The following is a 13,243-nucleotide window of genomic DNA, read 5'->3' as shown; positions in this document are numbered from 1 at the left end:
GACGTCACGGCCACTCGCTCCGCGTTCGCGCGGGGCACCGGCTCCCCACGAGGGGACTGCGCGGGCTGCGCAGGTGGAGTAAGTCATTGAAAAAACTATCGATTGTTCTGGGTATTGTTGCGTCCGGCGCGGCCGGCTTCGTCGCCTGCACGGGCGACGACCAGGTCTTCGCGACCGACGCGGGCACGGACGCGACCTTCGACGTGGCCCGGCCCGACGTGGAGGTCCCGGAGCCTCCGAAGGACGCGGGCGTCGACGCCGTTGAGGCCGCGCCCCCCGATCCGCGCGCGCTCGTCACGATCAACAACGCGACGTCGAGCGAGCTCGTCGCCGTCAACCTGCGCACCCGCGCGATCGACGGTCGCTTGGGCTTCCCCGGCTTCATCGGCGCGACCTACGCCGACGGCGCGAACCTCTGGCTCCTCGAGCAGGCGGTGGACATCGTCGCGAAGCTCGACAAGGACGAGCCGTGGAAGGTGCGAGGCACGTTCGACGTGAAGCTCTCCGACCGCGCCGACGGCGGGGACGCCTACGCGGATCCGATCGCGGTGGTCGCGTCGGCCGGCACCAAGGCCTACGTGCTGCGCTACACGCGCAACGCGATCGCCGTGATCTCGCCGACGACCGAGGGCGACGCCGCCGCCCCGGTGAAGACCATCGACCTCGGGTCGCTCGTCGCACCCCAAGATCGCGACGGCCTCGTGGAGATGACCTCGGCGGTCTACGTGGCCGCAAAGAAGCGCCTCTACGTGACGCTGGCGAATGTCGACAAGACCACGGTCGCGCCGCCGAACTTCGACCTGCCGTGCCCGGCGGCGCTCTCCAGCACGGTCGTCGCCATCGACACGGACACCGACGCGCTCGTGAACCTCGGCGGCACGGGGCCTGGCGGCGGCATCGCGCTCGCGGGCTACAACGTCGCGTTCGGGGCGCGCTCGCACTACGACGCGGCCCAGGATCGTCTGCTGGTCCTCACCGCCGGCTGCGGCCCCTTCGGCGGCACGCAGCGTCGCGGGCTCGAAGAGGTGAACCTCGCCACGCGGCAGTCGCGCTCCTTGCTCGATCTGAACGCGCGCGACTTCCCCAGCGCGTTCGAGTCGTACACGGAAGACGGCCGCCAGAAGTATCTCCTCGGGCTCGGCGGGGTGTTCCCCTGGGATCCCACCAAGACCACGCTCGATCCCGCGATCGCCAACGCGCCGTCCAGCTTCGCCTTCGACGGGGTCGACAAGGTGGTGGGCGTGCGCTCGCGCCCCGGCGCCGACGGCGGTCCGGGCTCGCTGGAGGTGATCCGCGTGCCGCTGAAGGGCGACGCCGGCGCCGAGACGCTGACCGTGAACCCCTTCACGAACAACCAGGGCTTCATCGGGAGCGTCGAGGTCTGGCCGCGTCGCTGACGCGCGATGGCCGCGCGCACCGCAAAGTGGCCTCCCGCGCGCCGGGCGAAGTAACCTTCGCCTCGGCGCGGCTGCGCGAGGTGAACGAGGGTGCGAACCACGCTGAAGATCCAGGGCCTGACGATCGTCGAGTCGACCGGCGGGCCCGTCCACGTCGAATACGCCCTCTTCGACCCTGAGGATCGTGAGCTCGGTCGGAGCGGTGGGCGCGTCGTCGAGGTCGGGTTCCGCACCACGGCGCGCGCGGCGCGTGCGCGCTTCGCCCAGCTCGGCCTGTCGGCGGAGCTCGCGGCGAGCGTGGCCGAGGGCATGATGTCCGGGCTCGCGCAGGCCTTCGCGCGGGGAGGGCCGGCCCGCCGCGTCGTGGGGCTGCTCGAGCCGGCGGTGCTGTTCGAGTCGACCCGGTACGATCCCGTCGCGGCGGTCTATCCGGGCACGTTCCTCGACCTCGAGGCCCTCGAAAAAGAGGTCGCTCGCGAGGGCGTCACCGCGACCTTTCAGGCGCTCGCGCTCGCTGCGCAGCTGGCCAGGCTCGACGACGGCGCCCGCATCGAGCTCGACACGCTCGAGTACGCCGCGAGTCAGAAGCCGGGAACCAACACCTTCACGCGCGTAGCGCTCCACGCGCTCCCCGACCTCCCCGGGCTGCTCGGCGAGCTCGCTGGCCGCGGCGGCGGGCGAGGGGCGAGGGGGACACCGGTCGGGCAGGGGAAGCTCACGGAATTGCTCCGCGCGCGGCTCCACGGCGGGCCTCGCTTCGACGCTTGCGTGAAGGCCATCGACGCCGTCCGCGCGGCCCCCACCGCGGGGTCGCTCGCGTCGGCGGGGCTCTGGGAGATCGAGCTGCTGCTCGACGCCGGGAATTTCGCGGCGGCCGCGCAGAAGCTCCTCGTGGTCGAGCGAAAGACAGGCCGCACGCCGGTGACGACTTACCTCCGCGCGCGGCACGAGCTGCTCACGGGCGTAGGGGCCGAGGCCCTCGCGCGCCGGTTGGTGAGCGCGGCGAATGGGGCAGGGGCGTTCCCCGAGCTCCTGCTGTTGGCCTCGGAGGCCGCGCTCGCGTCCGCCGACGAGGAGAGGGCCCGGGACCTCGCGCGCCGGGCCCTCGACGAGCGCTCGCTGCCCGCGCTCCTCCGCGAGCGTGCGGTGATGGTGCTCCAGCGTTGCGGGAGCGCGCCGCCGTTCGAGCTTGCGCCTCACACGGTCTACGCGCGCGCAGACGGGCCGCGCGCCGAGGCGTCCCCGCGTGCGCGGCGCGCCGTGGTCGATCCCCGCGCCGAAGACGACTCGCCTCCCACGCCGGCCCCCGTCGCCCGCCCCCCGGAACGCCCGCGGCCACCGAGCGTGCTGCCGCCGCCGCAGCGGTTCATCACCCCGGCGTCCGACCTCGAGATCGATCGCGCGCCGCCGTCGCGCCCAGCGCTCCCGCCGAGCCCGCTCGATTCGGCGTTCTACGGCGGGCCTCCGCCCGGCGCGTCCTCACCGGCGGCCCCCTCTCCGGACCGCACGCCGGTGCGTCCCCTCACGCTCAGCCTGCCCGAGCTCGCGATCCCGTCTCGCCCATCGAGCGAGCACGACGTGGCGACCGCGCGACCAATCAACTTCATTGACCAATTCTCACCGCAGGCGGCGCCCCCCCCAGACGCCGCGGCGCCGCTCCGAGCTCGCCGCCGCCCCCCGTCCTCACCGTCCCGGCCGGCGCGCAGGCCCCTGCCGCCAAGACGGGCGAGACGCCGCACGGTCTGAGAGTCCCGCCCGCCGCGGAGTCTGAGCGCCCGCCGCGCGACGACGGGGAGCTCCCGGGGTCCTTGCCGCCACCGCCGCCTGCGGCGTCGCGCCCCCCGCGGGTCATCGACTCGCGCCACCCGACCGCCGCGCCGGCCTCCTCGGCGATGCCCCCGCTCCCCGCGGACGCGACGGGGGCCTCCCTCCCGCTCAGCACGCGCGAGGAGGCGCCGCCGTGGTTCGGTCGCGCCCCCGCGCTCCCGGGAGGGGATCCCCGCGGGGCCGAGGCCGCTGAAGAGCTCCCGCTGCCGCTGCCCGCGGGCCTCTCCGGGGCGACCCTCGTGGCCGAGCTCCCGCGCACAGTGCTCGAGGCGCGCCTTCAGTTCACGTTCCTGTCGCGCGAGCTCGGCCGGCTCTATCGGGGCGCTCGCCTCATCACGCTTCGCGCCGACCTGTCCGGGATCGAGCACATGCAGTCCTACCTGGGAGAGCGCTTCGCGTCCGGAGAGCTCGACGCGGCGGGGCTCGCGGAGGTGCGGCTCCACGGCGCGTTCCTAAGCGAGATCATCGCACGGCGCCTCGGCGGCGAGTGGATCGACATCCGCGCTCCGCACCTCGGGCACTGGGAGATGATGGTCGCGCCGGGCACGCACATCTGGCCGTTCGCCCGCGTCGCACGGTACGTGGCGAGGGGCCAGCGCGAGCGAGACCTGGTCGCGTACTTCCTCGAGCTGCAGACCCACGCCCTCTTGGCGTCGCGGGGCTGAGAGCCGGCTCAGTCGAGGATCTTCCCAGGATTCAGCGTGCCGCGCGGATCGAGCAGGGACTTCAGCCCGCGCATCAGCGAGAGCTCAGCCGGCGTGCGCGTGAAGGAGAGCGCGTGCTTCTTCAGGACGCCGATGCCGTGCTCGGCCGAGACGCTGCCTTGGTGCGCGCGCACAAGCGCGAAGAGGTCGTCGTCGGCCTCCTTGGTCTTCGTGAGGAAGGTCGCCCGGTCGAGCGCCTCGGGTTTCATCACGTTCACGTGCAGGTTCCCGTCGCCGACGTGGCCGAAGAGGCAGACCTCCCAGCCCGGGTAGCGCTCAGCGAACACCCTCCCGAGGTCCGCGCAGAAGGCGTCGAGGGCGGCGATCGGGAGAGCGATGTCGTTCTTGTGGGGGGTGCCGGTCGCGCTCAGGCTCTCGCTGATCCCCTCGCGCAGCTCCCAGAGCGCGCGCGCCTCTCCGTCGTGTTGCGCGAGGACACCGTCGGACGCGACGTGCTCGTCGAAGACCTTGTGCACGAAGGCCTCCAGTGCCTCGTCGCTCGCGTGCTCGAGCTCCACGAGCACGTAGTAAGGGGCCTTCTCCGCGAAGGGTACGCGCACCCGCCGGTGCCGCTCGAGCCGCGCGAGGCACTCGGCGGTGAAGAACTCGTAGGCCGACACGGTGAACGGGCCCGCCTTCACGCGCCGGAAGAGCGCGAGCACGGCCGCCAGGTCGGCGACGGCGAAGAGCAACACCGCGAGCCTCCCGGGCAGCGGAGCGAGCTTGAGGGTGGCCTCGGTGATGACGCCGAGCGTGCCCTCCGAGCCGATGAACAGCTGCCGAAGATCGACGCCCGTGTTGTTCTTCTCGAGCGCGCCGTTCAAGGTCAGCACCTCGCCGGAGGCCAGCACCACCTCGAGCCCGAGCACCCAGTTGCGCGTGAGCCCGTAGCGGATGACCTTCACGCCCCCCGCGTTGGTCGCGATGTTGCCGCCCACCTGACTCGAGCCCTTGGACGCGAAGTCGACCGGCCAGGTGAGCCCGTGCGCGGCGCAGTGCTCGTGCACGGCCTGGGTCACGGCCCCTGCCTGCACCCGCACCGTGGCGCCGAGCGTGTCGACCGGATCCATGCGGCGCATGCGCTCGAGCGAGAGGACGAGCTCGCCGTGCCTCGCGAGAGCCCCGCCTGCGAGCCCGGTTCGGCCGCCCGAGGGCACCACCGCGACGCCGTGTTCGTTCGCCAGCGCGAGCAGCGCGCTCACCTCGGCGGTCGTGCGCGGGAACGCCACGAGCGCCGGCGCGGCCTCGTAGACCCGCGTCCAGTCGCGGCCGTAGGTCGCGAGATCGCCCGGCTCGTCCGAGGTGTGGAGGTCCGGGAGCGCCGCGCGGAGGGCGTGACGGAACGCCGGGTCGAGGGGGGACATTCGCTCGTGTCTAGTTTAGGCTCCGCGGGGGAGGCAACGGAGAATCCATGGTGCACAGCCCACGCTTCTTGAAGCTCGTCACGGAGGCCCGCGCCGGAGTGCGGGAGTGCACGGTCGCGGACGTCGTCGCGCGGCTCGCGCGCGGGGAGGCGCCGCGCATCGTGGACGTCCGCGAGGAGAGCGAGTTCGCCGCCGGCCACGTGCCGGGCGCCGAGCACGTCGGCAAGGGGATCCTCGAGCGCGACGCCGAGGCGAAATTCCCCGATCCGTCCGCCGAGCTGGTCCTCTATTGCGGCGGCGGCTTCCGGTCCGTGCTCGCCGCGGAGGCCTTGGGCAAGATGGGGTACACGAACATCATCTCGATGGACGGCGGCTTTCGCGGCTGGCGCGAAGCGGGCCAGCCGACCGAGAAGTAGAGCCGGGCCGCGGTCCGTCCGCGCGAGAGCCCGAATGTGAACTAATTGAAATGATTGGCAAATATGCCCGATGTCGGTGCGGTCGGCCGCCGTCACTCTGGCGGGTGGTGATCTGGGCTCGCGGCGGGGGAGAGCGACGCGCTCGCGGGCTCGGGCGCGTCGTGTCCAAACAGCGGGCGACCCTCGCCCTCCGAAGCGGGGAGCCCCATGACCGCGCGGACGGTCGGGCCCACGTCGTACAGGTGGGCGGGCGCCGGGAGCGCGACGAGGCCCTGCGGCCGAACGTTCCCCCCCGCGATCATCCAGACGCGCGACGACTCGGGCGCGAACCCGCCGTGGCTCATGAAGCCGCGCTCACGGCCGTGGTCGGTGGTGATCAGCACGGTGGTGTGTCGCCCCTCGTCGCCCATGCGGTCGAGGGCCTCCAGCAGCTGACCGATGGTCGCGTCGGCCGCGTGGAGTGCGCGCAGGTAGCCGCGGTAGTCGCCCATGTGGGCGTATTCGTCGGTGTCGCCGAGGCCGAGGAAGAGAAACCGCGGTCGACGCGCCTCGAGGTACGCCAGGGCGACCTCGGCGGTGTAGCGATCGGGCCGGTACTCGCCGTGGCCCGGCCACGCGGCGGCGATGCGCCCCATCTCGAGCGCGCGCTTGGCCTGCGCGTTCACACGGAGCTGCGACTGGTTCTCGCCGCGCGCTTGGCCGGCGGACATCACGAGGTCGTCGGGCGACGCGGTCGCCGTCTTGCCGATGACCTCCCACGAAGAGACCACGGCGACGCTGCCGTTCGTGGCGTTCGCGATGGCGTCCACTAACGTGGGCTCGGCGGTGGCCGGGCACACGTTCGAGCTGCACTCGGTCGGGCGGCGCTCGGAGAAAATCTCGATGTACCCAGGCTGCGACACGTAGTTCGGCCCCGAGGCGAACATCGCCTCGCCGACCCCGGGGCCTCCGAACGCCGCCCCGTCGGCGGTGGCCAACCGGTGCAGGTTCGGCACCAGCTCCTCGACGGGCACGACCTCCTTCGTGGGGAGCATCGTCGCGCGGGCGAGATCGGGATCGACCCCAAGGAACACGTCTTGCCAGCGGACGCCGTCGAGGACGACCAGCACCACGCGGCCGGGGAGGTTCTTCTTCCCGAGCGGCGCGTGGTCCACCGGCTCCGCCGCGGTCGCGGTCGCCTCGTGCGGCGCCCGCGGGGCTTCTGCGCCGTCCAAGGAGCTCCACGCGGGCAGGAAGAACCCGAACGCGGTGATCACCAGGGCGGAGAGCGCGGCCTTCTTCTTCACGTACGAAGCACCCGGGATCCTCTCCGCGGTCGCCGCGCGCCGCTCCTTGATCGCTAAGCGACGGGGCGAGTCGGGTCAAGTTTCGGTGGTCGAGCCGCGGCCTCAGGCCACGGAGACTTTGCCGTGATCGTCGCAGTGCCCGCCGTGGGCATGGTGCAGGTGGCCGTCGACGATGTAGTCGCTGTGATCGCCGTGGGCGATCGCGTCGTGGCCGCACCCGGGGCCGTGCGCGTGCTCGGCAGCGTGCCCGCCGCACGCGTGGTTTGGAGTGCAGTCGGCCGGGTTCTGCGCGCTGACGGCGAGGGTGTGCTCGTCGACGTGGCCGCCGTGCGGGTGATGCAGGTGGCCGTCGTGGAGGAAGTCCTTGTGACCCTCGTGGTCGACGGTCTTGTGGCCGCAGCCGTCGCCGTGGACGTGGTCGTGTCCTGCGTGGGTCTTGTGGTCGCTCATGGTGCCTCCGAGGCGGATGGTTGCGTGGTGGTGTGATTGCGTGGTGGTGTGATTGCGTGGTGGTGTGATTGCGGGACTCGCGTGACTTGCCTTGGTGGACGTCACTCGTCGTGGTCGTGGTCGTGCGCCGAGGGCTCGGCGGCGTGCTCGATCGCGCTGCGCAAGAGCGAGACGATGTGGCTGTCGGCCAACCCGTAAAAGATGTGCTTGCCAGCGCGCCGCCGCGTGACCACGCGTTCGGCCCGCAGGATTCGGAGCTGCTGGGACACGGTCGAGAGCCCAACGCCCGCGGCCTCTGCCAGCTCCGTCACGCACCACTCGCCGTCGGCGAGTCTCTCCAGCAATCGCAGCCGCGCCACTTCGCCCGCCGCGCGGAAGAGCGCCGCGGCGCGCTCGAGCTGCTCGTCGGTGGCGCGCCCGCTGCCCGCGCGTCGCGCGTGCTCCTCGGGCCCGCACAGGTCGCCAGGAGGCGACGCTGGAGCGCGCGCGCGCGCGTGCGGCTCGGCGGGCGAGCTCGGAGAGCGCTTCTTGGGTGTGCGGGTCGTCGCCATCAATTCACCGACTGTTGAAGTGATAGGGCGAGTGTTCGGCGCGCGCAACCGATTTCGCCCCGGTCGGCGCGCCCACAGTGTTTCTCGACGCCGGGCTCAGGGGCTCGGGGTGCGCGTGGGGCACTCCCCGTCGCCCTGGAAATCGCCCAGGGTGCGGGCCTGGCTCGCGACGTAGTCGTACACCGAGAGCTTCGGGTCGCCGTCTTGGTCCTTCACCCCGGTGAGGTCGTACGGGCCGTTCGGCTTTTGCGGCATCGCAGCGGCGAGATCGCAGGCCTTGAGCTCGTCGAGCGTCACGTCCTTGTTGTTGTCCTTGTCGCAGGTCTTGATCCACTCCGCGCGCCGCTCGGTGAGCTCTGCGCCCTGCGTGACGTTCGTGAAAAACCAGTGATCCCCGTGGATGGTGGGCTTCACCTGCACCGTCCCGCCCGAAGGAACGGCGAACCCCGCCTGGCCCTCGGTCGTGGCGCAGTCGGCGAAGCTCGTGCCGGCTCGGAAGCCCCACTTGAACGTGAGCTTCTCGGCGCCCTTGGACGCGGCGCCCTCGAAGTACACGCTGAAGCCCTCCTTCGTCATGAAGTCGAGGTCGGTCTGTTTCGTGGGCGCGAGCAGCTTCGCGCCCGGCTTCGCGTTCGGCAGGCTGAAGCTGAATTTGTCGTACCGCGCGGCGCTCAGCCCCTTCCACTCGGCGAGCACGTAGCCCGTGGTGGGGGCGTTGCGGAGATCGAGCACGAACACGTCGGGCGCGCTCGTGGACGCCCCGTTGTCGGAGCGCGCCGCGACCACCCCGCCGATCGTGACGAGGAAGCGATCGTAGGTGATCGTCCAGCCGTCCTTCAGGTTCTCCGGATCGGTCCCCGACTGGAGCCCCTCGGGGATCGAGTCCTCGGCGACGACGATGAGCTGCGCCGTGCCTGTCCCGGACGCTGGCGCGCCGGCGTCGGTCGTCGTGCCGTCCGACGAACAGGCAGCGACGAGGGTGAGCGCAAGGCACAAAGCGACCGGCGCGGCGCTCCGGGGGTGGAGGCTTCCAAGATGCATGAAGTGTCCTTTTGTTGAAGTGTCGCGTTTAAGGCGGAGAAATCCAGCGGAGCTCGGGCGGGCGCGCCACCTTGAGCCCGACGAGCGCCGCGTTGTGGGCGGCGCTCTTCGCGTCGAGGAGGATCGGGCGCGGGGCGGTCTGCAGCACGGCGTCGAAATCGATCTGGCGGAGCCAGGCCTCGGGGTCGAAGGTCACGACGAGGCGTGTCGGCGTCGTCGTGATCTCGGCGACCGCCTCGGCGGTGGGGACTGCGCGCTGGCCTTGGTACTGAGGCACGGCGTCGAGCAAGAGTCGAAACGGCACCTCCGGTTCGCCCGCTCTCTCGAGCGTGCCAACGACGACGAGCGAGTGGCCGTCGGGCGCCGTCGGCGCGGCCTCGACCGCGTAGCTCGTGTCGAACCAGTGGAGCCCGAGGTCGTAGGAGGCGCTCCGCACCGAGCCCGTGAACCCGCGCACGCGCCCGAGCGCGGTGGGCGCGGTTGCCAGCAGATCGACGCGGGCCACGTCGAGCAGCTCGCCCAGCGCCGAGCGGCAGAGCGTGGCCGAGCCGGAGCTCGCGGAGCACAGGTAGACCGGCCCGAACGCGAGCTCCGCGCGCGAGAGTCGAACCGTGACGCCGCCCACCTCGAACGAGCGGCGGAGCGACGAGCGCGCCTCGGCTTCGTACGACACCTCGGCCTGCGGGGCCTCGATGCACCCCGCCAAGAGGATCGGAGACGCCATCGCGATCATCGCGACCATCGCGTGAGGCGCGAGCCGCGCGAGCCGAGTGAGGCGCTGCTGCGCGCGTAGGAAGTGACCCGTCGTCATAGCGTGAGGCCCAGAGTGAAGAGCACCTGCCGCGGCGGACCGGCGGTGAGGTGCCGCGCCGGCAGGAGGGAAGGGGGCGTCCCCGTGCGCCAGCTCGAGACGAACGCGTACTCGGTCTCCGCGTAGCGGGCCCCGAGCAGGTTGGTGGTCTCGGCGCCGATCTCCAGGGCACCCCGGCGCAGGCTCGCTTGCATGTCGACCAGGAACACCGCCGCCGAGCTCGCGCCGAACGGGAGCGGCCGAGGCGAGAGGAAGGTCGTGGCGTAGCCGAGCCGCCCAATCACGTCCTGCCGCCACAGGTCGAAGAGGCGGTGCTCTGCCGACGTGTCGGTGCGCACGAGCAGCGGCGGAACGTAAGGCAGCGACTGGTTTGGCAAATACGCGGGGGCGGGATCCTCCGGCGTGGGGACCGGCGGCGAGTCGAGCGTGGCGCGCACGAAGGTGGCGCTCGCCGACGTGGTGAGCCAAGGCGCGATCTTGCCGCGGAGCGTGCCCACCAGCCCTCGGCGCGTCGTGGGGCCGATGCGCTCGAGGCGTCCCTCCTCCGCGTCGAACGCGAGGTCGTACGAGAGGTTGGTCTGGTAGGCGATCGCCGACGCTGTGAGCGCGCCGCTGGTCACCGCGACGCCGCCCTCGAAGCTCCGGACCTTGGCGAAGGGCGCCTTCTCACCCTCCTCGAGCTGGCGCGCCTGCGGCGATCGGAACCCCTCTCCGTACGAGAGCGTGGCTGTGACCGCCTGCACCGGCCGCACCTCGAGCGTGGCTCGCGGCCCCGCCACGAGCCCCGCCGCCGTCCGCCGAAATCCGACGATGTGGGTCTTGTTGGCGAACGAGGGCTGGAAGTTGCCGAGCTTGTCGTCCACGTCGAAAAACAGCAGATCCGCGCGGACGCCGCCGCGGAGGCGGATCCACTTCTTCCCCGCGAGGAGGCCGTCGGCGAACAGGCCAATGTCGGTCGAGCGCACCTTCGCGTCCACCCGCTGGTCCCACGTCGCGTTCTGCGGGGCCGTGAGCAGGTTCTGCGCCTGCTCGACGCCGTGGGTTCGGACCTCGGTGCCGACGTCGAGCTGAGCGGTCACGAGGTCGTGCACGCGCGCGCGCGCGGTGCGGTACGAGAACGTGCCACCGAGCCCGTGGTCGCCGTTCGACTGCTCGATGAGGTCGCCGCGGCCGACCCACGAGGGCTCGATCTGCGAGCGCTGCGTGAAGCCAGTGAAGTTCGTGCGGCTCCGGAACGACGTGAGCGAGGTCCAGACGCTGCCGTGGACCCGTCGGCCGTCGCCGTCCCGGTGCTCGAGCGACACGCCGAGCTGCCCGCGGGACGCGCCGGCCGACTGCGCGCGAGCCGTGGGGAAGGCGTACGCGTCGTAGAAGCCCACGCGCCCCGCCGACACGTCGTCGCGCCGCAGGACGCCGGCGATGTTGCCGCGCGCCGCGCTCGCGGCCACGTGGAGCGTGAGGACCGTGTTCGCCCCCACCGCGAGCCGCACTTGGCCGACGCCCGCGCCCGACGTGGAGCCTCGCACGCCGTCGCCGAAGCCGTCGGTGTTGCGGAACGTGGCGGCGCCGAAGGTCTCTTGCGGCGCCTCCTCCGGGGCGTAGAGCGCGAGCACGCGCTGCGTACCAAACGAGCCCATTTTGGCGCTGAAGTGGAGCCCCCGCCGCTCGACCCCGAGGTCGAACTCGGCGCTCCCGGCGACGGCGAAATCGCCCTGGCGCGGGTCGTACACGCCCTCCATCACGCGGAGGCTGCGCACGGTCTCCGGGATCACGATGGAGAGATCGGCGTAGCCCTGGCCGTGGATGTGCGAGCCCTGGTTCAGGGGGATGCCCGCCGCGCGCAGCTCGATGTCCTGCCCGTGCACGGCGTCGAACCCGCGCAGGTAGATGCGCTGCGCCACGGCGTCGCCCTCGGGCCGCGCGACGTAGACCCCGGGCGCCGTGAGGAGCAGCTCGCCCGCGTCTCGGTGCGGGGCCGCCCCGAGCACCTCACGATCGAGGCGAAAGTCTGAGGCGCCGCGCGAGGGGGCGCGCGCCACGCCTTCGACCTGGACCGACTCGACGGGAGCAGCGGGGCGCTCGGTGGAGTGGGCCGGACCGGAGGGGACGGGCTTCGGTGCGGGGCGGCGGGGCACGAAGTGAAACGGGACGCGGATCTTGGTGGGGATCGCGCGCTCGCCGCGCCGGCCCGGGTTGAACGTGAAGAGGCGCGCCGCGTCGATCGCCGCGCGGTCGAAGTCGACGCCCCCGGACTCGAGCACGGTCGCGCCGGCGACGTGGCCCTCGGCGTCCACCGTGACGGCCAGCACCACGAGGACGTCTTTGCCCGAGCTCACCTGGTTCGACGGGTACACCGGCTCGGACGAGGTGAGCACGGAGGGCGGCACCACCTCGTCCTGAGCCTGGGCACGCGCGGCCACCGAGAGCGCGAGCAGCCCGAGGGCTGCGGCGACGAGGCGAGGCGCGCGGAGGCGAGTGGAGGAAGGGGACGGATTCACGAACCGAGACGATTAAATGAATGTTGAAGTGTTTAAGTGTTGAAAACTATTGAGGAAGACGGAGTTGCAACTTGGTTGAATCTCGGGCTGGCGTCAACGGGTTTTCGTGTCTGCGCGGTCGCCGCGCGCGGTCGCGGTGTCGCGCAACGCCAAGCTGCGGTGCGCGCCGCGCGCTATCGCGGGGCGCAGGATCGGGATATCGTAGGGAGGCCTTGAACCGCCCCACCCTCTCGCCGTCGTCCCCCTCTGGCCTGCGCTCCCTGGCGCTCACCTTCGTCGCCACGGGCGCGCTCGCGCTCGGCCTCGCCGGCTGCGAGAGCCCGAAGCCGGCCCGCTCCGCGCAGACCGAAATGGTGCCCTCGAACTCCGCCTACGAGGCGGCGTCGGCGAAGCCGCGCGTGGTCACCCCGGAGTCGTCGGAGAGCGACCCCGGCGGCCCGGCCCCCGCGAGCGCCAGCGGCGCCAGCGGAGGCGCGGAGGCGCCCAGCGAGCCCGCGGGCAAGGGCAGCACCGTCACGAGGACGCTCCCCGCCTCGGGGCCCACGCCCACGCCCACGGGCACCACCGCCGCCGCGGTGACGAGCAACCAGAAGCCAACGCGTGCAGAGTGCATGCAGGTGATCGATCGCTACGTGGAGCTCGAGGTGCAGTCGAACCCGGCCTTGCAGGGCATCCCCCCGGACATGCTCAAGCAGCTCCTCAACCAGGCGAAGGGGCAGGCGACGGCGCAGAAGGGCGATCCCTGCAAGGAGGAGAACATCACGCGGGCGAAGTACACCTGCGCCATGGCGGCGGGCACGCGCGAGGCGTGGAAGGCCTGCATGAAGTAGCGCAGGGGGCGCACCCGCGCGTCGGGCGCGGCGGAGCCCGCCGTGGGCCGCGCCCCCGGGTCGTCTCC

Annotated in this window: 12 protein-coding genes; 5 read left to right on the top strand and 7 right to left on the bottom strand. The window is 72.0% G+C overall.

The features are described from left to right. Positions 1 to 86: 86 nt before the first annotated feature. The 3 genes from IPQ09_26850 to IPQ09_26840 all read left to right on the top strand — a co-directional run bounded on the left by IPQ09_26850 (position 87) and on the right by IPQ09_26840 (position 3,889). Entirely contained in the window at positions 87 to 1,397 is a 1,311-nt protein-coding gene (locus tag IPQ09_26850; GenBank protein MBL0197767.1) for a hypothetical protein, read from the top strand. Between the two features lie 90 nt (positions 1,398 to 1,487). Next, positions 1,488 to 3,143, top strand: coding sequence for a hypothetical protein (locus IPQ09_26845; GenBank protein ID MBL0197766.1), 1,656 nt, complete (start codon positions 1,488 to 1,490; stop codon positions 3,141 to 3,143). Positions 3,144 to 3,289: 146 nt separating this feature from the next. After that, complete coding sequence (locus tag IPQ09_26840) at positions 3,290 to 3,889, top strand: hypothetical protein (protein ID MBL0197765.1); 600 nt, start codon at positions 3,290 to 3,292, stop codon at positions 3,887 to 3,889. A gap of 8 nt (positions 3,890 to 3,897) precedes the next feature. Here the strand turns inward: IPQ09_26840 and IPQ09_26835 are convergent, their stop codons facing one another. After that, entirely contained in the window at positions 3,898 to 5,292 is a 1,395-nt protein-coding gene (locus tag IPQ09_26835) for an FAD-binding oxidoreductase (protein ID MBL0197764.1), read from the bottom strand. 47 nt (positions 5,293 to 5,339) lie between these two features. Between IPQ09_26835 and IPQ09_26830 the strand changes: the two genes are divergently transcribed. Next, the gene (locus IPQ09_26830) at positions 5,340 to 5,708 is read left to right on the top strand and encodes a sulfurtransferase (GenBank protein ID MBL0197763.1); all 369 of its coding nucleotides are present in this window, start codon (positions 5,340 to 5,342) and stop codon (positions 5,706 to 5,708) included. A gap of 92 nt (positions 5,709 to 5,800) precedes the next feature. Here the strand turns inward: IPQ09_26830 and IPQ09_26825 are convergent, their stop codons facing one another. The 6 genes from IPQ09_26825 to IPQ09_26800 form a co-directional block, all read right to left on the bottom strand. After that, a complete protein-coding gene (locus tag IPQ09_26825; GenBank protein MBL0197762.1) occupies positions 5,801 to 6,994 on the bottom strand; it encodes an alkaline phosphatase family protein in 1,194 nt (397 codons plus the stop codon). Between the two features lie 102 nt (positions 6,995 to 7,096). Further along, positions 7,097 to 7,444 (bottom strand): hypothetical protein, encoded by a 348-nt coding sequence (locus tag IPQ09_26820; GenBank protein MBL0197761.1) that lies wholly within the window; start codon positions 7,442 to 7,444, stop codon positions 7,097 to 7,099. Positions 7,445 to 7,545: 101 nt separating this feature from the next. Then, on the bottom strand, positions 7,546 to 7,995 hold the full coding sequence (locus IPQ09_26815) for a helix-turn-helix transcriptional regulator (GenBank protein ID MBL0197760.1): 450 nt from the start codon (positions 7,993 to 7,995) through the stop codon (positions 7,546 to 7,548). A 96-nt stretch (positions 7,996 to 8,091) separates the two neighbouring features. Next, on the bottom strand, positions 8,092 to 9,036 hold the full coding sequence (locus IPQ09_26810; protein ID MBL0197759.1) for a hypothetical protein: 945 nt from the start codon (positions 9,034 to 9,036) through the stop codon (positions 8,092 to 8,094). A gap of 28 nt (positions 9,037 to 9,064) precedes the next feature. After that, positions 9,065 to 9,847, bottom strand: a complete 783-nt coding sequence (locus tag IPQ09_26805) for a hypothetical protein (GenBank protein ID MBL0197758.1) — start codon at positions 9,845 to 9,847, stop codon at positions 9,065 to 9,067. Next, positions 9,844 to 12,345: a TonB family protein gene (locus IPQ09_26800; protein MBL0197757.1), complete on the bottom strand. Its 2,502-nt coding sequence runs from the start codon at positions 12,343 to 12,345 to the stop codon at positions 9,844 to 9,846. Before IPQ09_26800 ends, IPQ09_26805 begins: the two co-directional genes overlap by 4 nt. A gap of 212 nt (positions 12,346 to 12,557) precedes the next feature. Between IPQ09_26800 and IPQ09_26795 the strand changes: the two genes are divergently transcribed. After that, complete coding sequence (locus IPQ09_26795) at positions 12,558 to 13,175, top strand: hypothetical protein (protein ID MBL0197756.1); 618 nt, start codon at positions 12,558 to 12,560, stop codon at positions 13,173 to 13,175. The last annotated feature ends 68 nt before the right edge of the window (positions 13,176 to 13,243 follow it).

It is taken from the genome of Myxococcales bacterium (assembly GCA_016720545.1).
Lineage (GTDB): Bacteria > Myxococcota_A > Polyangia > Polyangiales > Polyangiaceae > JAAFHV01.
Note: the sequence above shows the minus strand (reverse complement) of the source record. Positions and strands in the feature narration are given on the sequence as shown.